This window comes from Deinococcus indicus, assembly GCF_002198095.1.
Lineage (GTDB): Bacteria > Deinococcota > Deinococci > Deinococcales > Deinococcaceae > Deinococcus > Deinococcus caeni.
The window spans coordinates 243,090-264,092 of the sequence record NZ_NHMK01000011.1 but is presented as its reverse complement, the minus strand read 5'-3'; the positions used below and the strand labels follow the sequence as shown (position 1 = coordinate 264,092).

22 protein-coding genes are annotated in these 21,003 nt (G+C 70.2%); 13 read left to right on the top strand and 9 right to left on the bottom strand.

Going from position 1 to position 21,003, the window contains the following annotated elements; genetic code table 11:
- Positions 1–151: 151 nt before the first annotated feature.
- A complete protein-coding gene (locus CBQ26_RS21855; protein WP_168174551.1) occupies positions 152–289 on the top strand; it encodes a hypothetical protein in 138 nt (45 codons plus the stop codon).
- Positions 290–353: 64 nt separating this feature from the next.
- Positions 354–779 (top strand): uracil-DNA glycosylase, encoded by a 426-nt coding sequence (locus tag CBQ26_RS09465; protein ID WP_088248375.1) that lies wholly within the window; start codon positions 354–356, stop codon positions 777–779.
- Between the two features lie 57 nt (positions 780–836).
- Here the strand turns inward: CBQ26_RS09465 and mqnB are convergent, their stop codons facing one another.
- Positions 837–1,586, bottom strand: coding sequence for a futalosine hydrolase (mqnB, locus tag CBQ26_RS09460; protein WP_088248374.1), 750 nt, complete (start codon positions 1,584–1,586; stop codon positions 837–839).
- A gap of 59 nt (positions 1,587–1,645) precedes the next feature.
- On the opposite strand from mqnB, the gene CBQ26_RS09455 reads away from it, so the two are divergent.
- The 5 genes from CBQ26_RS09455 (at position 1,646) to glmU (ending at position 6,264) form a co-directional block, all read left to right on the top strand.
- Positions 1,646–2,374, top strand: coding sequence for an SDR family oxidoreductase (locus CBQ26_RS09455; protein WP_088248373.1), 729 nt, complete (start codon positions 1,646–1,648; stop codon positions 2,372–2,374).
- 219 nt (positions 2,375–2,593) lie between these two features.
- A complete protein-coding gene (locus CBQ26_RS09450) occupies positions 2,594–2,824 on the top strand; it encodes a twin-arginine translocase TatA/TatE family subunit (RefSeq protein WP_088248372.1) in 231 nt (76 codons plus the stop codon).
- A 10-nt stretch (positions 2,825–2,834) separates the two neighbouring features.
- Positions 2,835–3,623, top strand: coding sequence for a twin-arginine translocase subunit TatC (tatC, locus tag CBQ26_RS09445; protein ID WP_088248371.1), 789 nt, complete (start codon positions 2,835–2,837; stop codon positions 3,621–3,623).
- A 139-nt stretch (positions 3,624–3,762) separates the two neighbouring features.
- Entirely contained in the window at positions 3,763–4,689 is a 927-nt protein-coding gene (locus tag CBQ26_RS09440; protein ID WP_088248370.1) for a prolipoprotein diacylglyceryl transferase, read from the top strand.
- A 126-nt stretch (positions 4,690–4,815) separates the two neighbouring features.
- On the top strand, positions 4,816–6,264 hold the full coding sequence (glmU, locus tag CBQ26_RS09435) for a bifunctional UDP-N-acetylglucosamine diphosphorylase/glucosamine-1-phosphate N-acetyltransferase GlmU (protein WP_088248369.1): 1,449 nt from the start codon (positions 4,816–4,818) through the stop codon (positions 6,262–6,264).
- Positions 6,265–6,456: 192 nt separating this feature from the next.
- On the opposite strand, the gene CBQ26_RS09430 is transcribed toward glmU, so the two are convergent.
- Complete coding sequence (locus tag CBQ26_RS09430; protein WP_088248368.1) at positions 6,457–7,839, bottom strand: MFS transporter; 1,383 nt, start codon at positions 7,837–7,839, stop codon at positions 6,457–6,459.
- Positions 7,840–7,925: 86 nt separating this feature from the next.
- On the opposite strand from CBQ26_RS09430, the gene CBQ26_RS09425 reads away from it, so the two are divergent.
- Positions 7,926–8,330, top strand: a complete 405-nt coding sequence (locus CBQ26_RS09425) for a GNAT family N-acetyltransferase (RefSeq protein ID WP_088248367.1) — start codon at positions 7,926–7,928, stop codon at positions 8,328–8,330.
- Position 8,331: 1 nt separating this feature from the next.
- On the opposite strand, the gene rnhA is transcribed toward CBQ26_RS09425, so the two are convergent.
- Positions 8,332–8,880: a ribonuclease HI gene (gene rnhA, locus CBQ26_RS09420; protein ID WP_088248366.1), complete on the bottom strand. Its 549-nt coding sequence runs from the start codon at positions 8,878–8,880 to the stop codon at positions 8,332–8,334.
- 39 nt (positions 8,881–8,919) lie between these two features.
- Between rnhA and CBQ26_RS09415 the strand changes: the two genes are divergently transcribed.
- From CBQ26_RS09415 to CBQ26_RS09405, 3 genes are all read left to right on the top strand, one after another.
- Positions 8,920–9,381 carry a DUF4870 domain-containing protein gene (locus CBQ26_RS09415; protein WP_088248365.1) on the top strand — a complete coding sequence of 154 codons (462 nt, stop codon included), beginning with the start codon at positions 8,920–8,922 and terminating at the stop codon, positions 9,379–9,381.
- Between the two features lie 119 nt (positions 9,382–9,500).
- Positions 9,501–10,256 (top strand): PIG-L deacetylase family protein, encoded by a 756-nt coding sequence (locus tag CBQ26_RS09410; RefSeq protein ID WP_088248364.1) that lies wholly within the window; start codon positions 9,501–9,503, stop codon positions 10,254–10,256.
- A 95-nt stretch (positions 10,257–10,351) separates the two neighbouring features.
- Positions 10,352–10,903: an SRPBCC family protein gene (locus tag CBQ26_RS09405; protein WP_088248363.1), complete on the top strand. Its 552-nt coding sequence runs from the start codon at positions 10,352–10,354 to the stop codon at positions 10,901–10,903.
- Positions 10,904–10,964: 61 nt separating this feature from the next.
- On the opposite strand, the gene CBQ26_RS09400 is transcribed toward CBQ26_RS09405, so the two are convergent.
- From CBQ26_RS09400 to topA, 3 genes are read right to left on the bottom strand one after another with little or no spacing between them, the layout of a single operon-like run.
- The gene (locus CBQ26_RS09400) at positions 10,965–11,402 is read right to left on the bottom strand and encodes an acyl-CoA thioesterase (RefSeq protein ID WP_088248362.1); all 438 of its coding nucleotides are present in this window, start codon (positions 11,400–11,402) and stop codon (positions 10,965–10,967) included.
- Positions 11,399–11,713, bottom strand: a complete 315-nt coding sequence (locus tag CBQ26_RS09395; protein WP_088248361.1) for a hypothetical protein — start codon at positions 11,711–11,713, stop codon at positions 11,399–11,401. Before CBQ26_RS09395 ends, CBQ26_RS09400 begins: the two co-directional genes overlap by 4 nt.
- Before the next feature lies 1 nt (position 11,714).
- Positions 11,715–14,675 (bottom strand): type I DNA topoisomerase, encoded by a 2,961-nt coding sequence (gene topA / locus CBQ26_RS09390; RefSeq protein WP_088248360.1) that lies wholly within the window; start codon positions 14,673–14,675, stop codon positions 11,715–11,717.
- 217 nt (positions 14,676–14,892) lie between these two features.
- Here topA and CBQ26_RS09385 point away from each other — a divergent pair, with 217 nt between their 5' ends.
- Positions 14,893–15,465 (top strand): YdcF family protein, encoded by a 573-nt coding sequence (locus tag CBQ26_RS09385; RefSeq protein WP_088248359.1) that lies wholly within the window; start codon positions 14,893–14,895, stop codon positions 15,463–15,465.
- 72 nt (positions 15,466–15,537) lie between these two features.
- Here the strand turns inward: CBQ26_RS09385 and murJ are convergent, their stop codons facing one another.
- The 3 genes from murJ to pgm form a co-directional block, all read right to left on the bottom strand.
- Positions 15,538–17,106 (bottom strand): murein biosynthesis integral membrane protein MurJ, encoded by a 1,569-nt coding sequence (gene murJ / locus CBQ26_RS09380; protein WP_088248444.1) that lies wholly within the window; start codon positions 17,104–17,106, stop codon positions 15,538–15,540.
- 92 nt (positions 17,107–17,198) lie between these two features.
- Positions 17,199–17,723: a hypothetical protein gene (locus CBQ26_RS09375; protein WP_229844335.1), complete on the bottom strand. Its 525-nt coding sequence runs from the start codon at positions 17,721–17,723 to the stop codon at positions 17,199–17,201.
- 2 nt (positions 17,724–17,725) lie between these two features.
- Positions 17,726–19,360 carry a phosphoglucomutase (alpha-D-glucose-1,6-bisphosphate-dependent) gene (gene pgm, locus CBQ26_RS09370; RefSeq protein WP_088248358.1) on the bottom strand — a complete coding sequence of 545 codons (1,635 nt, stop codon included), beginning with the start codon at positions 19,358–19,360 and terminating at the stop codon, positions 17,726–17,728.
- Positions 19,361–19,776: 416 nt separating this feature from the next.
- Here pgm and glpX point away from each other — a divergent pair, with 416 nt between their 5' ends.
- Positions 19,777–20,814 carry a class II fructose-bisphosphatase gene (glpX, locus tag CBQ26_RS09365; RefSeq protein WP_244898010.1) on the top strand — a complete coding sequence of 346 codons (1,038 nt, stop codon included), beginning with the start codon at positions 19,777–19,779 and terminating at the stop codon, positions 20,812–20,814.
- Positions 20,815–21,003 lie beyond the last annotated feature (189 nt).

Below are 21,003 nucleotides of genomic sequence, written 5' to 3'. Positions count from 1 at the left end.
GTGGTCACGGGCGCAGTTCTACCCCCCGGCGCGGGGCGGGCGCAACGGGCAGGCTCACAGGGGGGTCGCCTGGGCCGGACAGCCGGGCGGGGTGCGGGAGTCGCAAGTGTGACTTAAGGCCCGGCCCGGCGGGGTGCCGTAGGCTGGGGGCATGATCAAGTACCGTCGTCAGAACCCGCTGGAGCCCGAGAAAGATGCCGAGATCAGCGTGAACCTCACTCCGCTGCTGTTCTTCGTGGTGGGGTTCCTGGCGGTGCGGGCCGTGATCCGCACGGCGCAGCGCGGCTGAGGGTCCGGCACGCCGCCCGTCGGGTGGGCGGCAGGAACGGGAGCCGCGCGCTACTCTGTCAGGCATGACTGATCCCGCTCCGCAGCAGTTCAAGAGTGCCCAGAGTGGCCGCCTGGTGGTTCCCGGCTGGATGAACCTCGTGCCGAACCGTGCGGACGCCGTCGAGATTCAGCTGGACGTGGCCAGCGCCGACCTGAACCGCGTGCAGGCGAGCCTGCTGATCGAGTACTGGGCGACGCCGGACGACCTGACGCTCCAGAGCGTCCTGCCGGTCCGGGCCTTCACGGCCGCGCCGGAAAGCTGGTGTGCGTTCGTGCCGGCGCAGGGGCGGGTGCTGGTGCGCGCCATCGACCCGCAGCCGAACCCGCCGGTCCTGGCGAGCCACTGGATCAACGTGGACCCCGCCACGCCCGCCGGGACGACCGTGAACGTGACCGTCACCTTCCCGGCGCAGGTGACGCCGGTGCAGTCGCTCCTGAACCCCAACTAACCTGACCCGCCGCAGCGCGCCGTCCCCTTCATGCGGGGCGGCGCGCTTGTAGTGCGTTCAGTCGTCCAGCAGGGTCAGCAGCGCGGCCTCCACGCCCCGGCGGGTCGCGGCGAGCGCCTGCGGGATGCGCCACGCGGCGCGGTCGCGGGGGCCGACGGGGTTGCTCACGCCACGCACCTCCAGGCTGGGCACACCTGCCAGCAGCGCGGCGTGCGCCACCCCGGCCCCCTCCATGCCCTCGGTGAGGGCGCCGGGGTGCCGGGCCTGAAGGTGCCGCGCCGCCGCGTGGTCGCCCGTGACGCTGCCCAGCGTCAGCAGCGGCCCCAGCCGCGCCCCGGCGCGCGCCGCGACCTGCGCGGCCCGGTCCCAGGCGGGAAAGTCCCCGGCGGTCACGGCCGGGTCTGCGGGCGGCACGGCTCCCTCGGGTGCGGGGGGCAGGACGGACAGGCCCAGCGCCGTGAAGTTCAGGAACTGCCCGTCGTCCCAGGCGCCCAGGTCCGCCTGGACGATGCGGCTGGACACCGCCAGTTCGCCCGGTTGCAGGCCCGAGGCGGGGTAAGCGCCGCCGATCCCGGCGCTGATCGCCAGGGCGTACGGGGCGGCCAGCAGGGCACGCTGAGTGGCGAGGGCCGCCGCGACCGGCCCCACGCCGCTGACCGTGACCTGCACGCGCAGCCGCTCCCGGAACTCGCCGGGCAGGGCGCTCAGGTGCGCGGCCTCGCCGGGCGTGGCGACCACGATCAGGACGGCCAGCCGGGCCGGGTCAGGATGGGCACGGTCAGGGTGGGCAGGGTCGGGGTGGGTCATGGCGGGCAGGGTAACGTCTGCCCGGCGGGCGCGTGGGGGGCGGGTGTACCCTGGTGGGCATGACGCTGTTTCGACTGGACGGCAGGCGCGCGCTGGTGACGGGTGGCAGTAAGGGCATCGGGCTGGCGGCGGCGCACGACCTGATCCGCATGGGGGCGCACGTGACGGTCGCGGCGCGCGGCGAGGACGCCCTGAAACGCGCCGCCGACGCCATCGGGGCGCGCTGGGTGGTGGCGGATGTCAGCACCCCGGAGGGCGTGCAGGCGGCCGTGGCGGCGGCCGGTGACGTGGACATCCTGGTCAGCAACGCGGGCGGCCCGGCGGCCGGACTGCCCAGCGGCGTCAGCGAGGACGCCTGGGCGCAGGGCTTCCAGACGACATTCATGAGCACCGTGCGGCTGGCGAACGCGACCGTGCCCGGCATGCGCGCGCGCGGCTGGGGGCGGGTGATCGCCGTCACGAGCCTGACGGTGGGCCGGCCCTCCCCCACCCTGCCAGTCAGCAACGCGCTGCGGGCCGGCGTGACGAACTACCTGCGGACGCTGGCGCTGGAGGTCGCGGCCGACGGCGTGACCTGCAACACGGTCGCGCCCGGCTACACCGCCACCGAGCGCCTGCGGCAGCTGCACGCCGACCCGCAGGACGCGCAGAAGCTCGCGGCGCGCATCCCGGCCCGGCGCTTCGGCGAGCCGAACGAGGTCGCGGCGGCCGTGGCGTTCCTGGCCTCCAGGGAAGCCGCGTATATAACGGGACAGGAACTGCTCGTGGACGGCGGCTGGAGCATCTGACGGCAGCCGTCCAGGCGCCGCCCGGCGTGCCTTTCACGCTCCGCTGACCGGCCCCCATTAAGGTTTGATAGGTGAGCTGCGTCTGATCCGATTCCGGCGCCATCGCATACCTTCATGTCAGAAGCGTTCCCGCCCGACTGGAACCCGGACCTCCCTCCCGCCCCCCGACCTCATTCACCCCGTGGCCGCGCAGCAGCCCGGCCCGCAAGGAGCCACATCATGGGACCCCTCGAAATCATCCTGATCGTTGTCGTCATCGCCCTGATCTTCGGCGCCCGCAAACTCCCGGAGCTCGGCAAGGGCCTGGGGCAGGGCATCAAGGAATTCAAGAAGGAGACGCAGGAGCCGGTCGCGCCCGTCACGGACGTCGCCTCGCGTCAACTGGACCCCGTGACCGGCACCCCGATCGTCACTGAGAAGGCCGCGCCCGTCACCGAACGGCGCAACTGAGGACCGGGCCATGACCGCCGATCCGAACGCCAACCTGAAAAGCGCGCCGCTGTTCGACCACCTGGACGAACTGCGTAAACGCATCGTGATCAGCGTGATCTTCCTGGCGGTGGGACTGGTCGTGGCCTTCCAGTACCGCGTGCAGCTGATTGACCTGACCAAGGTGCCGCTGAACGCCAGCGAGCAGTACCGTGCCGGGGATGTGGCGGTGGTCACGCAGGGCCTGACCGATCAGTTCGTACTGTCGCTGAACATCTCGTTCTGGGCGGGGTTCGCGCTGGCGTTGCCGTTCATCCTGTCGCAGGTGTGGGCATTCATCGCGCCGGGCCTGTACGACCACGAGCGGCGCTGGGCGCTTCCGTTCATCATCGGGGCGGGGTTCTCGTTCATGGGCGGCGCGGTGTTCGGGTACTACCTGGTCCTGCCGACCATGGTGGGGTTCCTGCTGGACTTCCTGGCCGGGTCGGTCACGCCGCTGCTGAACCTGCGCGACTACATCGGGACGGTCACGACGTTCCTGATCGCGTTCGGGCTGTCGTTCGAACTGCCGATCCTGTCGGTGATCCTGACCCGCATCGGGATTGTGAACCACACCATGCTGCGCAAGGGCTGGCGCGTCGCGCTGATCGTGATCATGATCTTCGCGGCTGTCATCACGCCCACCCCGGACCCCACCAGCATGCTGATGGTCGCCGTGCCGCTGTACGTGCTGTACGAACTGGGCGTGATCCTGTCGCGCGCGTTCCGCCTGCCGCCCATCGAGGACAGCGCCGACGAGACGCCCGCCCTGGGCCTGTAACCCCCCACCGCTCCCCTTCCACCTTTCCCTGGCGCGTTCAGGCTCGCAGCAGCCGGACGCGCCTCCTTTCTGCCGGAATGCGGCCGGCCGCGTCGGCCCGGACCCCGGCGGGCAGAAAGCCCTAGACTGCGAGGCACGTATGGATCCTGTATTTCTTCAGATAGGCAGTTTCACGATTGCCTGGTATGGCGTGCTCATCACGCTCGGCATCGTGGCAGGCGTGTGGGTCGGCACGAAAATGGCGCGCGAACGCGGCCTGGACGTGGACCTCTTCAACGACATGATTCTCTGGATGATCATCTGGGGACTGGTGGGCGCGCGGATCGTGTTCGTGGCGACCTCCTGGAACCAGTTCGAGAACACGCCGTTCCCGCGCGTGCTGCTGGACATCGTGAACCTCCGGCAGGGCGGCATCAGCATTCACGGCGGCCTGATCGGCGGGATTCTGGTCATGCTGTACTACGCGCGGCGCAAGGGCATGGACTTCTACCGCTACGCGGACCTGTGCGTGCCTGGCGTGGCGTTCGGGATCATCGGCGGGCGCATCGGGAACATCATGAACGGCACGGACACCGTGGGCCGCGTGACCGGCTGGCCGGTCGGCTACCGCTGGCCCGACAGCGCCCGCGCCTTCCATGACGGCATGTGCGTGCGCAACCCCAACCCGGACCTGGACCTGTCGCAGTACTGCCAGCAGATCGGCGGGCAGATGGTCATGACCGCGCCCGTCCACTTCGCGCAGCTGTACGGCGTGATCATCGGCGTGATCCTGTCGGTCGCGGCCTACTTCTGGCTGCGCAGCCGCATTCCCGGCTGGGCGTTCTGGCAGTTCTGGCTGTGGTACTCGGTGCTGCGCGCCGGCTGGGAGGAAACCTTCCGCCTGAACCCCCTGTCGCCCAGGGCGTACCTGAACCAGGGTCTGGACGCCCCCGGCATCGGCCTGTTCACGGACACGCACGTGATCAGCATTCCGCTGATCCTGGTCAGCATCTGGATGCTGGTGCGCCTGCGCCGCCGGGGCGCGCCCGCCGCTGCGCCGGCCGACACGACCCTCAAGCCTTCCTGATCCGTACGCACGCAGGGGCCGTCACGCAGGAACGTGGCGGCCCCTGCCGCTGTCACGGGCGGCGCGGGGTGGGCGGCACGGATTCGTGCGGCGGATTTCGGGTGCGCTGGTACACTGCTGGGCGGTATGACTGATACGAACCGTCCGCTGGACGTGGTGATCCTGGCCGCCGGCCAGGGCACCCGCATGAAATCCTCGCTGCCGAAGGTGCTGCACCCGGTCGCGGGCCGCCCGATGGTCGCGTGGGCCGTGAAGGCCGCGCGGGAACTGGGCGCGCGGAACGTGGTCGTCGTGACCGGACACGGGGCCGAGGCGGTCGAGGCGGCCCTGGCCGGCAGCGGCGTGGTGTTCGCACGCCAGGAGCAGCAGCTGGGCACCGGCCACGCGTTCCTGGCGGGCATGGACGCCCTGGACGACCACCGGGAGGCGGACGTGCTGGTGCTGTACGGCGACACGCCGCTGCTGCGCACCGAGACGCTGCGCGACCTGCTGGCCGACCACCGCGAGCGCAGCGGGGCGTTCACGGTCCTGACCGGCGTGCTGCCGGACGCCACCGGGTACGGCCGGATCATCCGGGACGCGCAGGGGAACGTGGAACGCATCGTGGAGCAGAAGGACGCCACGCCCGAGGAACGCGCCGTGGGTGAATTCAACTCGGGCGTATACCTGATGGACGCCCGCGCGAACGAACTGGCCCACCGCATCACGAACGAGAACGCCAGCGGCGAGTACTACCTGACGGACCTGCTGGGCCTGTACCGCGCCGAGGGGGCCGAGGCGCACGCCTTCCGCCTGAACGACCCGGACGAGGTGATGGGCGCCAACGACCGCACCGGGCTGGCCGAGGCGGAGAACATCATCCGGGCGCGCATCACGCAGGCGCACATGCGGGCCGGGGTGACCATCCACATGCCGGAGACGGTGTACATCGAGGACACGGTCGTGCTGGGCCGCGACGTGACGCTGGAACCCGGCGTGATCCTGCGCGGCGACACGCGCGTGGCGGACGGCGCCCAGATCGGCGCGTACTCGGTCGTCACGGACAGCGTGCTGGCTGAGGGCGTGGTCGTGAAGCCGCACAGCGTGCTGGAAGGCGCGCAGGTGGGCGCGCGCAGCGACGTGGGGCCGTTCGCGCGCCTGCGCCCCGGCACCGTGCTGGGCGAGGCGGTCCACATCGGGAACTTCGTGGAGACCAAGAACGCCCAGCTGGCGCAGGGCGTGAAGGCCGGGCACCTCGCGTACCTGGGCGACGTGAGCATCGGCGACGAGACGAACGTGGGGGCCGGGACCATCATCGCGAACTTCGACGGCGTGAACAAACACCCCAGCCGCATCGGCGCGGGCGTGTTCATCGGCAGTAACTCCACCATCGTCGCGCCCCGCGTGATCGGGGACGCCGCCTTCATCGCGGGCGGCAGCACCGTCCACGACGACGTGCCCGAGGGCGCCCTGGCCGTCGCGCGCGGCAAGCAGCGCAACCTCGAAGGCTGGTCCCACCGCTACTGGAGCGGCCTGCGGGACAAGGTGCAGACGAAACTGCCGTGGCTGGCCGGTTGGCTCGACCGGCAGGGCTGAAGCACGGAATATGAAGGGGGGACGCCGACCGATGGCGTCCCCCCACTGCTGCCGGATTCATACGGATTCCGTCTGTTTCGTTAACAACCCGGAACAACACCGGGTTGCCAACTCCACGCCCGGAACCCGTTTCTCTCCTGCTCGCTCCGCTCGGATTGAACGGCTTTATGAGCCATTCAATCGGAGTCCGTATCACGCCGTCAGCGGCGGCGCTTCGGGCAGGGGGTCCTCCACGCGGCGCAGGTGCGGGTTCAGGAGTTGCGCGCTCGCCAGGACGGCCATGAGTGCTCCGGACCACAGCAGGATCGACCCGGCCCCGCCGTGCGCGGCGAGCAGTCCGGCCAGCGCGGTACTGAGGGGCGCGGTGAACTGTGCGATCAGTCGGCGCACGCTGAACACCCGGCCCTGCAGTTCCGGCGCGACCTGCGCCTGCCAGATGCTCTGCGAGTGCGCGTTCATGACCGGCGTCATCACCCCGAAGGCCAGCACGCACGCGGCCGTCAGGGGCAGGCTGCCCGCCACGCCGCTCAGGGCGTGCGCGGTCCCGGCGGCGATCATGGGCAGCAGCACGCCCAGCACCCGCCGCCGCTTCAGGCCGCCCGTCACGCTGACCAGCAGGCCGCCCAGCAGCCCACCGGCACTCAGGGCCGTCCAGAGGGTCGCCAGGGCCGCGCCGGTCCCGTCGACCGGGGTGCCCAGCGTGAAGCGCACCAGCAGGGGGTGCAGGACGCCCACGCCGCTGGTCAGCAGGTTCACGCCCGCGAAGGTCAGCAGCAGGTGCAGCAGCGCAGGCCGCCGCCCGATGAACGACCACCCGAAACGCATGTCCTGCGCCAGCGAGGGCCGGCCACGCCCCCCGTCCTGACGGGGCGGTTGCGGCCAGTGCAGGCGCGACACCACCAGCGCCGCCAGCAGGAACGACGCCGCGTCAATGCCCAGCGCCAGCGCCACACCGTCCGGCAGACCCGCCAGTGCCCCCGCCAGCAGGGGCACCTCTCCCTGCCGCGCCAGGGCCGGCAGGCCGATCAGCAGCGCCGCCAGCGCCGGACTCAGCAGCCCCGACAGGCTCCAGAGGGTCTGCATCAGGCCGTTGGCGCGCGGCAGGCGGTCCCGCGTCACCAGCGACGAGTAACTCGTGTCGAATGCCGACCCGTGAAACGTACCCACCAGACCCAGCGCGGCCGTGAACAGCGTCAGCAGCCACACGGGCGGCGTGCCCAGCGTGACCATCAGCACGCCCAGCACCAGCAGCAGCGCCCCCAGCAGGTCACAGGTGATCATCATGCGCCGCCGGTTCCAGCGGTCCGCCAGCGCCCCCGCCAGCGGAGCCCCCAGAATCGCCGCCGCGCCCCACCCCAGCCCGGTCAGGGCCAGCGCCGCCGCCAGCTCCGGCTTCTGCGCCTCCAGCGGAAAACGCGACTGCGTCAGGTAGATGTTCATGGCAAACGCACTCAGGCCGCCCCCCAGCACACTCAGCGCCTGCGACCCCCACAGCCACAGGAACGTCCGCCAGCGCGCCGCGTCCGACAGGGCGGGCGGGTCGGGCAGGGAGTCAGCAGGCGGCAGCAGGGTCATACGCCCAGCCTAGGCCAGCGCCCACCGCCGCGAATCCGCACACTGGCCGATGCACCCCCGCACACCGCCCCTCTACCCTGCCGGGCATGCTGCGCCTCCACACTCCGCCCACCCCGGACACTGACGCGCTACTGAACCGCTCCATGTACCCGGACCCGGCCCGCCTTCAGACCACTCTGCGCCGCTACCGCACCGACCCGGACTGGCAACTGCACACCTGGGAGGTCAGCGGCATGCCCGTCAGCGCGGCGGGCCTGACCGTCAGCGGGCACGCAGGCACCGTGCAGCACCTCGGCACGCACCCCGATCACGCCCGGCAGGGCCACACCCGCGCCCTCCTGCACAGCCTGATGACCGCCCTGAACCTGGACACCCTGAACGCCGACACCGACGAGGACGCCGCCGACTTCTACCGCCGCAGCGGCTTCCGCATTCAGGAACTCCCCAGCCAGTGGGAGCGCCGCCGATACCGCTGCACCCTGGCGCGCTGAGTTACTTCTGCCGCAGTTTCTTGCGTTCCTGCACGGCGAGTTCGTCGACGCGTTCGTTCTCGCCGTGCCCGGCGTGGCCCTTGACCCACACGAAGGTCAGGGCGTGCGTTCTGGCCTGCGTGATCAGTTCTTCCCAGAGGTCCTGGTTTTTCACGGGGTCCTTGGCGGCGGTTTTCCAGCCGTTGCGTTGCCAGTTCAGGATCCAGCCGTCCGTGAAGGCCTTGCGGAGGTACTGGCTGTCGGTGACGACCGTGACGTGGCAGGGGCGTTTGAGGACTTTCAGGCCCTCGAGCAGGCCGCGCAGTTCCATGCGGTTGTTGGTGGTGCCTTCCTCGTTTCCGCTGAGGACGAGTTCGCGGCCCTTGCAGTTGAGGATGGTGGCCCAGCCGCCGTGTCCGGCCTGGGTGTCGCAGGCGCCGTCGCTGTACAGTTCGACGTGGTCGCCCACCACGGGTTGCGCGGGCTGGATGCCGGCCGGGAGGGGCTGGCGGTCACGCGCGGCGGCCTGCGCTTTCTGCGCAGCGGTCTGGGGGCGGTGCGGGCGCGACATTCTGGGAACTGTAGGGAGGCGCGGGGCGTACTGTCAAGCATGAGCCGTTCCCTGCCTGTCATTCCCGAACCCGACCGTACTCCGGCGATCATCACGCACCTGTCGCCGCTGGCGGGGCTGCTGTTGCCGACGCTGGGGAACGTGCTGGGGCCGCTGGTGGCGTGGCTGGCGTTCCGGGACCGCAGCGGCGCGCTGGACGAGCAGGGCAAGGAGGCCCTGAATTTCCAGCTGAGTTTCTGGCTGTACGGGCTGGTGGTGGGGGTGCTGGCGTTCATGCTGTTCAGCGCGGGCCTGATCGGCGGGGCGGTGGGGGCGGCGGCGGGCACGCCGGACCTGGGGGCGCTGGCGTTCCTGGGGACGTTCGGGGCGTTTTTCCTGTTCTTCCTGCCGGTCATGGCGGTGCTGGGGTTGGTGCCGTTCGTGTTCATGATCGTGGCGGTCGTGCGGGTCAGTGCGGGGCAGCCGTACCGGTACCCGCTGAGTATCCGCTTCCTGCGCTGATACGGACTCCGATTGAATGGCTTTGTAAGCCATTTAATCCGAGCGGATGCGACTCGTAGAGCTGCCCCGCAAAGAAGGAGCAAAACGGGTTCCGGACGTGGGCGCGTATGCTGGGGCGCATGCGAATCATGGCTGTGTTTGCGCACCCGGACGACGAGATCGGGTGCATGGGGACCCTGGCGAAGCACGCGGCGCGTGGCGACGAGGTCATGCTGGTCTGGACGACGCTGGGTGAACTGGCCAGTCAGTTCGGGGACGCGCCTCACGAGGAGGTTACGCGGGTGCGCCGTGAGCATGGCGCGTGGGTGGCGGCGCAGATCGGGGCGCAGCATCACTTCTTCGACATGGGGGACAGCCGCATGACGGGCGGGCGCGGCGAGGCGCTGCAACTGGCGCGGCTGTACGCGCGGTTCCGGCCGAACGCCGTGATCACCTGGAGTGACGATCACCCGCACCCGGATCACCGGATGACCGCGAAGATCGCTTTCGACGCGATCACGCTGGCCCGCATTCCGAAGATCGTGAACGAGGTGGGCGGCGGGGCTGCCATGCCGCCCGCCCCGGACCTGAGTGGCGACCACGCCGTGGAGAGTGGTGAGGACGTGCGCCGCCTGGACGCGTGGCGCGAGCCGGTGCGCTTCTACCAGTACCACGCGCCGGCCAGTCCGTACCCGGAGGTCAGTGTGGACATCACGGACACCATCGACGTGGCGGGCCGCGTGATGGAGTACTACCACGACTTCTACCGCTGGCAGTGGACGAAAGAGCAGTTCCTGGAGGGCCGCGCGGGCGTGGGGCGGCTGGCGGGCGTGCGGTACGCCGAGCGGTTCAACCTGCGCGTGTCGCAGCTGCCGGCGCGGGCCTACCTGGACTGATCCGGATCAAGGGGTGCTGCACCCGCCTTCAGCCCGGATGGAGAGGACTGTCCCGGTGCGGGTGCGGGCCGCTTCGCGCTACAGTGACGGTTACTATGTCCGAGTCCATCAGCATCAAGCAGACCATCGTGGTCAGGGCCCGCCCGGACGTGCTGTACCGGCTGGCGCTGGAACCCAGGCGGCGCGTCAAGTGGGACCCCAACCTCGCGAAAGCCGACTACGAGGGCGAGAACGCCCGGCTGGCGAACAACGCGCTGGTGCGGTTCAAGTTCACGCGCCGCCTGCTGGGCCTGAGTTTCACCGCGAAGTACGGGCAGTTGCAGGCGCCGCAGCGGGGCGGCTGGGAGAGCGTCCGGCACGTGGGGCCGCTGGAGAAGCTCACGCAGGGCTGGGTGTTCAAACCGATGCCCGGCGGGACCGAGGTGACGTTCAGCCTGAACGCCCGTGTTCGCTACGGCTGGGTGCGCACACCGGTCGAACGGGTGCTGAACAACATGGTCGCCACGACCCTGCTGGAGTTGCAGCGCACCGTGGACGCCCAGGGCGCGCAGCTGATGGAGGACATGGGCCGCGAGATGCAGGAGCGCCGCAAGGCCGAGCAGAAGGCGGCCAAGGAGGCGGCGAAGGCCGCGAAGAAGAAACGCTGAACCCGTAGATGGCAGGCGCCCGGCCGTTGCGTTGCCGGGCGCCTGCCTTCCGTGCGGGCCGTCAGCCGGGTTGCAGGGCGTCCAGCGCGGCGCGTAGCGCGGGCGGCAGCGGGGCGGGACGGCGGGTATCGCGGTCCACGTACACGTGGACGAAATGCCCCTGCGCGCAGGCCGCGTCGTCCCCTTCGCGGAACACGGCCAGTTCGTAGCGGACGCTGCTACTGCCCAGGCGGCCCACGCGCAGGCCCACGCTGAGCGTGTCCGGGAACGCGGCGGGCGCGAAGTACGCGCAGCCGCTCTCGACGACCAGCCCGATCACCGCGCCCGCGTGAATGTCCAGCGCGCCGCGCGCCGCGAGGTACGCGTTCACGGCCGTGTCGAAGTACGCGTAGTACGTCACGTTGTTCACGTGCCCGTACACGTCGTTGTCCGCCCAGCGGGTCGGGGTGGGGTGATGGTACGGGTACTCGGCGCGGGTGTGCGGGACGGGGCGGGTCATACAGACTCCGCGGCGCTCAGGAGCAGCGTGGTGCCGTCACGGGTCCCGAAGGCCGTCCAGGGCTGCTCCGGGGTCACGTGATAGCCCTCGCCGGGGCGCAGGCGCACGAAGTTGTTCAGGGGCAGGTCCACGACCGCCTCGCCGGTCAGGCACACCAGCCAGCCGGGCGTGGCCGGGCCGGTCAGCGTGCCGCTCAGGGTCACGACCTGCACGTTCCCGCCCGGCAGTCGCACCCACTCGCCGGGCGTGCCCTGCGCCAGCCGGGGCAGGTGCAGGGCCTGGGGGGTGTCGGGGCGGGCGCGGGTGGGCACGTTACTCTCCGCGCGCCGCCTGGTTCAGTTTCTTGCTGGCCTGCAACGCCATGCCCTTGGCCTTCTTGACGTCCAGGCCCAGTTCGGGGGCCACTTCCTCGACCTTGCGGCCCTGTTCGCGGGTGGCGGTCACGAGTTGCTGTTCCTGGGCACTCAGGACGCCCAGGTGGGCCTTGAGTTGCGCCCAGGTGAAGGTGGCCTTGGCGGGCGCGGCAGCTTTCTTGACAGCGGTCTTGGTCGCCGGTTTCTTGGGAGCCGCCTTCCCTGTACCCGTCTTGCCGGTGCTGCTCTTGGCAGTGCTGGCCTTGGCGGTGCTGGCCTTGCTGGCGGCGGGTTTCTTCGCGCCTGCCCTGGCCGGGGCTTTGGCGGCCGCTTTCTTGGGGCTGGCCTTGCCGGGTTTCTTCTTGGGTTCCTTGCCGCGTTCCTCCAGGATTTCCAGGGCGCGTTCGGCGCTCAGGGTGCCCTCGTCCTCGCCCTTGCGCAGGGTGGCGTTGCGTTCCCCGTCGGTCAGGTACGGGCCGAAGCGGCCGGATTTCAGCAGGATGGGCGCGCGGCCCTCCAGTTCGAAGGTCTGAAGGGGCGGGGCGGCCACGCGGCCCTTCCCGAAGCGGGGTTGCAGGAACAGCGCCTCGGCCTCCTGGATGCCGACCTCGAACAGCTGCTCGTGGCTGGTCAGGCTGCGGCTGTCGGTGCCGCGCTTGAGGTACGGGCCGTACTTGCCGTTCAGCGCCCAGACTTCCTCGCCGCCGCTCGTGCCGACCAGTCGGGGCAGGCTCAGGAGTTTCAGGGCGCGGTCCAGGCTCAGGGTGTTCAGGTCGTCGGTGGGGAACAGGCTGGCGCTGCGCACCGGGGGGTTGGTGTCGCCCAGCGTCACGTACGGGCCGTAGCGTCCGGCGCGGGCCACGACGGGGTGCCCGGTGTCGGGGTCCACGCCCAGCGGGCGCTCGCCGCTGGGGCGGGCCATGATCTCCTCGGCCTTCTCGGCGGTCAGTTCGTCGGGGGCCATGTCCTCGGGCAGGTTGGCTTTCTGCTCGCCGCGTTCCATGTACGGCCCGTAGCGGCCCACGCGGACCTCAATGCCGGTGCCTTCCAGGCGGGGCACGCTGATGGTGGCGATGCTGCGCGCGTCGATCTCGCCCATCTGCCGGTCGATCAGGGGCCGCAGGGCCATGCCCTCGCCGTCGTCGCCCAGGTAGAAGCGGCGCAGGTACGGCACCCGCTGGGCGCGGCCGCCCGCGATGTCGTCCAGGTCCTCCTCCATCCGGGCGGTGAAGTCGTAGTCCACCAGCGAACTGAAGTGGTGTTCCAGCAGCGCACTGGTCGCGAACGCCGTCCAGGACGGCACCAGCGCCTGCCCCTTCTTGATGGCGTAGCCACGGTCCTGGATGGTGCCCAGGATGCTGGCGTACGTGCTGGGGCGCCCGATGCCCGCGCCTTCCAGCGCCTGCACCAGCGACGCCTCGGTGTAGCGGGCGGGGGGTTGCGTGTCGTGGCCCTCGGGTTTGACGCTGTCGGCGGTGACGCGCTCGCCTTCCTTCAGGGGCGGCAGGGGCGTCTCGCGGTCTTCCAGCGCGGCGCCGGGGTCGTCGCTGCCCTCCACGTAGGCGCGCAGGAAGCCGGGGAAGTCGATGGTGCGGCCCGAGGCGCTCAGGGCGACCGCCTCGCCCGCCTTTGTCTGGCCGCCCAGGCGGACGCGCAGGCTGCGGCCACGCGCGTCGGCCATCTGGCAGGCGACGGTGCGTTTCCAGATCAGGTCGTACAGGCGCCACTCGTCGCCGCTCAGTTCGGCGCGCAGGCTCTCGGGCGTGCGGAAGGCGCTGCCGGCCGGGCGGATCGCCTCGTGGGCCTCCTGGGCGTTCTTGGCTTTCTTGGCGTACACGCGCGGCTGCGGCGACAGGTAACTGGGGCCGTACATCTGCGTGACCTGCGTGCGGGCGGCCGTGACCGCCTCGGTGCTCAGGTTGGTGCTGTCGGTGCGCATGTACGTGATGTAGCCCTGCTCGTACAGGCGCTGCGCGGCGCGCATGGTGCGCGTGGCCGCGAAGCCCAGCTTGCGGCTCCCCTCCTGCTGCAACGTGGACGTGATGAACGGCGGGTACGGGCGCTGCGTGAAGGGTTTCTCCTCGGCGCTCGTGACCGTCAGGGGCTGCCCGGTCAGGCCGTCGGCCAGGGCGCGGGCCTCGGCCTCGGTCAGCAGGCGGGCATTCACGCCGCTCTTCAGCCGCCCGGTCAGCGGGTCGAAGTCGCGGCCCAGCGCCAGCTTCTGCATCGTCTTATCCGGGCCGGCCACTTCGGTCAGGCGCGCCGGGAAGGTCTGCGCGTCCGCCGTCCTCCCGGTGACCAGCAGGTCCCACCACGACGCACTGACAAAGCGCATGCGTTCGCGTTCGCGTTCCACCAGCATGCGGGTCGCCACGCTCTGCACGCGGCCCGCCGAGAGTTTCGGCTTGACCTTCTTCCACAGGACCGGGCTGACCTCGTAGCCGTACAGGCGGTCCAGGGCGCGGCGGGCCTCCTGCGCCTCCACAAGGTTCGTGTCGATCTGGCGCGGCGCGGCAATCGCCGCCTGGATGGCCTCCCGCGTGATCTCGTGGAACACCATCCGCTTGACCGGCACCCTGGGCTTCAGTTCCTGAAACAGGTGCCACGCGATGCTCTCGCCCTCGCGGTCGTCGTCGGTCGCCAGGATGATCTCGTCGGCCTCGGAGGCCAGCTTGCGCAGTTTCGCCACGTGCGCCTTCTTCTCGGGCGACACGACGTACAGCGGCTGGAAGTCATGTTCGACGTCCAGGCCCAGGCGGGCCCAGGCCTTGCCCTTGTATTTCTCCGGGATGTCCGCCGCACTTTTCGGCAGGTCGCGGATATGCCCGATGGAAGACTCCACCGCGTACCCCTTTCCGAGGTACTTCTCGATGGTGCGGGCTTTGGCGGGCGACTCGACAATGACAAGGGTTCTGGGCATAAGTTAAGGTCTCTCCCCCGTAGGCAGGGGCCCCCGTAGGCAGGGGCCACGTCGGCAGGGGTACGGGCCGAGCGTAGCACGCGTTCCCGTTCCGACTCTGGCCGAGGTTCCATACTGTACGCCCCCACCCGCGCGGCCACCTCAGCCGGACGGCGCCGCGCGGGAGGAGTGCGCAACCCGTCAGGCTTATCATTTTCTTCATGCTAGGCTGCCGCTGATGCGTTCACGGGGCGCCACCCTCACCCTGCTGCCACTGGCCGTGGCGGCCCTGCTCGTCGCGGGATTCGTCCTGACGCCCAACCTGCGCGTCCAGAACGCCGCCACGCCCCACCCCACCCTGGTCGTGCTGGGCGCCGCGCAGTACGCCGGGAAACCCAGCCCCGCCTTCCAGCGCCGCCTGGACCACGCCCTGACCCTCTACCGCACCGGAGACGTGGAACAGATCGTCGTCACGGGCGGCCGCCGCGCCGGCGACCCCTACACCGAAGGCGGCGTGGGCACCACGTACCTCGCCCACCAGGGCGTGCCGCAAGGCGACCTGATCGCGGAGGAACGCAGCCGCACCACCGTGCAGAACCTCCAGAACGCCCGCGCCGCCCTGAGCCCGGACACGCCCATCACGCTCGTCACCGACGAGGCCCACGCCCCCCGTGCCCTGGCCCTGGCCCGCGCCATCGGCCTGAACGCCAACGTCAGCGCCAGCCCCCTCAGCGCGCGGGTCAACCGCTCGTACCTGCTGCGCGAGAAGGTTGCCCTGGCCGCCTACGCCCTGATCGGCATCCGACTGTAGACGGGGTGTAGGAGGTGGGGTGCGGGTGGTAGGAGGTTGCTCCCACGACCCACACCCCACGTCCCCCACGGATCAGCGTTTCAGTCGGCGCGTCACCGCCGCCACTTCCGGCAGTTTCAGGGCGAGTGCGCCGCCCAGGTACACGGCGAGGCCCACGCCGCCCGCCAGGGCCAGCACGGGAATGCTGGTCAGGATGAAGCCCGGCTCGATCGGCACGGCCCGCGCAATCAGCCACGCCGCGCCGCCCGAGACGGCAGCCAGTGGCACGACGCGCAGCAGGTGACCCGTCACCTCGCGGGCCGGGAAACCCACGGCGCGGCGGTACAGCACGATCAGCGCGGCCGTCATCAGCAGGCCGCTGATGGTGGTGCTCAGGCCGAAGCCGATCAATCCCAGGCCCGGCACCAGCAGGCGGTACAGACCGACCTCCAGCACGAAGCCGATGGCGCTGATCGTCACGGCCTCACGGGTGCGTTCACGGGCGTAGAAGGTGCGCAGCAGGACCGTCACCAGCGCCCACGGCACGAGGGCCAGGGACCAGCCGAGCAGGATGCCGGTGCCCGCCGTGAACTTGTTCAGGTCGTCCTTCCCGACCGGGGCTTCCAGATTGATGAGGCTCATCGCGAACGGGGCCAGGGCCAGCAACAGCGCGCTCATAGGGGCAGCCAGAAACGTGGTCGTGCGGATGGTGCTGGCGGTCAGCGCGCGGAACTGCGGCCAGTCCTTCTCGGCAGCGGCCTGCGAGAAGCGGGGGAAGACGGCCAGGACGGGCGACACCACGAACAGGCCGTTGACCATCGTGAACAGCGCCTCGGCGTTGCTGTACCCCGTCTGCGTTCCTGTGGGGAACTGCTTCGCGTTCGATAACAGGCTGATCACGTACACGTTCAGGAACTGCCGCGCCCCGGCGGTCAGCGTGAACGGCGCCATCTGCTTCAGCACACGGCCCACTGCCGGGTGTCCCTTCAGGTTGGGGGTGGGCAACAGTCCGAAGCGGTTCAGGGCAGGTAACTGCACGACCAGTTGCGCCACGCCGCCGATGAGCCAGCCGAAGGCCAGCCACGTGGCCGTGTTCGGGAGGATCAGGAGCGCGGCGATGCTGGCGATGTTGAAGGCCACGGGCGCGAAACTGCTTTCGCGAAAGTGCTCGTCGGCGTTCAACAGGCCCATGGCAATGGCGGACAGGCTGATCAGCATCAGGAACGGCATGAGCATGCGCGTCATGAACAGGGTCAGTTCCCGGTCCACGTTCGGGTCGCTGCCCAGCAGCAGGTCCACGATCCACGGCGCGGCGAAGATCCCGGCAGCCATCAGCAGGAGGTTGACGGCAATCAGCAGGCCACTGAACGCCTGCGCCAGTTCCCGCCGTCCCTGAGCGTCCAGGGTCTTGTACACCGGGATGAATGAATTGACGAGCGCACCCTCGGCCAGCAGTTCGCGCAGCAGGTTGGGCACCCTCACAGCAACGAGGAACGCATCGGTCAGGGCGGGGGCGAAGGTATTGATGATCTGCTGCCGGATGATGCCGCTCAGGCGTGAGCCGAGCGTGCCGAGCATGACGATGAGGGTGTTGGCCCGCAGGGATTTTTTCGGCCCGGCGGGTGGGGGCGCGGCGGGCGGGCCGGCGTCCTCGAAGGTCATGTTCAGTTCGGGTGGGGCAGGGGGCGGGCCGGACGGCGGGAGACTCACGGGGGTCACTGTACTGCCCGTCCCGCCCGGCCTTCATGCGGCGTTCAGGTGGGGTGGGGGCCTGCCTCGTCTGGGGTGAGCTCGTGGGCGCGGCCGTCCGGGCCGATGAACAGGTGCGGCGCGCCGAAGCTGACGTTCAGGCGCAGGGTGTTCAGGTACGCCTGGAGGTGGGGGGGCATGTCGCTGACGGTGAAGGGGGTACGGGGGGCGGCCACGAGACGGTACACGCCCGCCCGGCCGGGAATGCGGTCGTACACGAACGCGCCGCGCCGCTGGGCGGGCGTCAGGTGCTCGTCGAAGCCTCCGGCGGGGGCGTTGGGGTCCTCGGTTTCGGGGCGCAGGTCGATCCAGACGTGCGTGCGTTCCAGCAAGCCCTCGCTCTGCAGAGCGGCGTGCGGGACGGTGTCGTCCCCGGCGGCCAGGAACTGCGCGACGTGCCCGCGCGTGTCGGTGGCGAACCAGTCGAATTCCACGTCGCGGATCTCCTCGCGGGTGATGACGACCTGCAACAGTTCCTCCTCGGTGAGGGGGGTGCCAGTGCTGTCCGGGTCGGTGAGGGCGTGGCTCATGGTCACTGGCCTCCCAGCGCGGCGGCGACCACATCGCGGGCCTCGTTCATGACCTGTTTCAGGTGCTCCGGGCCGCGGAAGCTCTCGGCGTAGATCTTGTACACGTCCTCGGTGCCGCTGGGGCGCGCGGCGAACCAGGCCTCGTCGGTGGTGACTTTCAGGCCGCCGATAGGTTCGTCGTTGCCGGGCGCGCGGGTGAGTTTCGCGGTGATGGGGTCGCCGCCCAGGGTGGTAGCGGTGACCTGTTCGGGCGAGAGGCTGCCCAGGATGCGTTTCTGGTCGGGCGTGGCGGGGGCGTCCTGGCGGTCGTAGGCGGTCGCGCCGAGGCGGGCGCTCAGGTCCGCGAAGCGCCCGCTGGGGGTCTGGCCGGTGCGGGCGGTGATCTCGGCGGCGAGGAGGCCGGGGATCAGGCCGTCCTTGTCGGTACTCCAGGCGCGGCCGTCGCGGCGCAGGAAGCTGGCGCCCGCGCTCTCCTCGCCGCCGAAGCCGAAGGAGCCGTCCTGCAGGCCCGCCACAAAGTACTTGAAGCCCACCGGGACTTCCACGACGCGACGGCCGATGCTGGCGCCCACCCGGTCGATCAGGGCGCTGCTGACCAGTGTCTTGCCGATGGCGGCGTCCGCGCGCCAGCCGGGGCGGTTCTGGAACAGGTACTCGATCATCACGGCGAGGTAGTGATTGGGGTTCATCAGGCCGTCGGCGGTGACGATGCCGTGCCGGTCGGCGTCCGGGTCGTTCCCGATGGCCACGTCGAAATCGCCTTTCAGGGCCAGCAGGCCCGCCATGGCGTGGGGGCTGGAGCAGTCCATGCGGATCTTGCCGTCGCGGTCCACGCTCATGAACGCGAAGCTGGGGTCGATCACGTCGTTCACGATGGTCAGGTTCAGGTCGTGCGCCGCCCGGATGGCCTGCCAGACCGGGAGGCTGCTGCCGCCCAGCGGGTCCACGCCGATCCGCACGCCGCTGGCGCGGATGACGTCCAGGTCGATCACTTCGGGCAGTTGCGTGACGTAGGGCGTGATGAAGTCGAATTCCTCCAGGGCGCCCATGGCGTCTTCGAGGGACACGCGCCGCACGTCGCGCAGTTCGTCTTCCAGGATCTGGTTGGCGCGGGCCTGCACGACCTTCGTGACGTCGGTGTCGGCGGGGCCGCCGCTGGGCGGGTTGTACTTGAAGCCGCCGTCCTGCGGGGGGTTGTGACTGGGCGTGATCACGATCCCGTCGGCCACGCCGTCCGTTCCGGCGCGGTTGTGTTCCAGGATGGCGTGGCTGACCAGCGGGGTGGGCGTGAACATGCCGGGCTGCACGCGCACGCGCACGCCGTTGGCGATCAGGACTTCCAGCGCGGTCATCCAGGCGGGTTCGGACAGGGCGTGGGTGTCCAGGCCCATGTACAGCGGCCCGGTGATGCCGGCCTGCGCGCGGTACTCGGCGACGGCCTGGGAGGTGGCCAGGATGTGCGCCTCGTTGAACGTCCCGGCGAGGCTGTTGCCGCGGTGGCCGCTGGTGCCGAAGGCCACGCGTTGCAGCGGGTCGCTGGGCAGCGGGCGGGTCTCGTAGTAGTGCGCCACCAGGCGGGGGATGTTCGTCAGCAGGCTCCGGGGAGCGCGTTTACCGGCCAGTTCGCTGATGGTCATGCCGCCCAGTGTAAGGAGTGCGGCGTCCGCGCGGGCACCTGCGGTAAGACAGCGTGAAGGGCTGGTCCGGGGCGCCGCCCGGTGACGGGTGACCCGGAAGTGACGGCGGGCGGCTGCTACGCTGGGCGGCATGAAGGAGTTCCTGAACGACTGGTGGCGGCTGCTGAAGCTGATCGTGGGGTCGCTGGCGATTCCGGTGGTGCTGTGGGGGCTGCTGGTGTGGGCGGGCGTCCTGAGGTGATACGGACTCCGGGCGTGGAGTGGGCAGATCGGTGGTGTTCCGATCTGTCAACGGGACAGACGGAATCCGGATAACGGGGCGGCGGGGGCCGTTCCCCCGGCGGGTGACACGCGGCGCGTGGGGATGGAATCGTTCCCAGCGCCGCGCCTCATGTGGGCCGTGTTACGTTCGGTGCATGACGGTCAAACGGCAGAAGGGCGCGGACAGGAGTTCCGAGCAGAGCGCGGAGACGCGCGCGGGCACCAATCACTTCGAGCACGCGCTGGTGCTGGAAACGGCCCGCGTGACCGAGGGTGCGGCGCTGGCCGCCAGTCGCTTCATGGGCATGGGCGACAAGAACGCCGTGGACGGCGCCGGTACCGAGGCCATGCGGGAACTGCTGAACTCGCTGGACATCCGGGGCACGGTCGTGATCGGCGAGGGCGAGATGGACGAGGCGCCCATGCTGTACATCGGCGAGCAGGTCGGCAGCGGGCAGTACGAGGTGGATATCGCCGTGGACCCGGTCGAGGGCACGGTCGTGACCGCCAAGGGCCTCCCGAACGGGCTGGCCGTGATCGCCCTGTCCGAACGGGGCGGCCTGATGCACGCGCCGGACTGCTACATGGACAAGCTGGTCGTGCCGCCCCCCGCCGCCGGGAAGGTCAACCTGGACTGGCCGGTCGAGGCGAACCTGAACGTGCTGGCCCAGAGCCTGGAACGCGACGTGGACGACCTGATGATCACCATCCTGGACCGCGAGCGGCACGCGGACCTGATCCGGCAGGTGCGGGCCACGGGCGCCCGCGTGAAACTGATCGGTGACGGCGACGTGGTCGCCAGCCTGCAGGTCGGGGTGCGCGGCACCGGCGTCCACGCGCTGATGGGGTCGGGCGGCGCGCCGGAAGGGGTGCTGTCGGCGGCGGCCATGAAGTGCCTGGGCGCGGAGATTCAGGGGCGCTTCATCGCCGAGGACGACGCCATGCGTGAGCGCTTCGCCTCGATGGGCGTGGACGAGAAACGCGTGTACCGGACGAACGATCTGGCGCCGGGGTCGCAGATGGTGTTCAGCGCGACCGGCATCACGTACGGCGAGCTGCTGAGCGGCGTGCGCCGCTTCGGTGGCGGCGCCAGGACGCACACGCTGGTCATGGGGTACGCCACGCGGGTGGTCCGGTTCATCGACTCGGTCCACCTTGAGGACGACGGGGCGCGGGTGACGGTCCGGATCTGATCCGGAGCCCGTGCGGGCCTCCGCGCGGTCGTTCCGGGTGGGTTGATTCCCTCACTCTGCTCCCTCTCTCCCCTGTTCACGGGACGGCCCTGTGCCTTCCGTGACGGGGGAGGGTTCGTTGTGGCTGCCGATAGCCGGATTCCGATGGGGTGGCTGTTCGGGCTGTTCGCCCCGAGCAGAGCCGGGTGG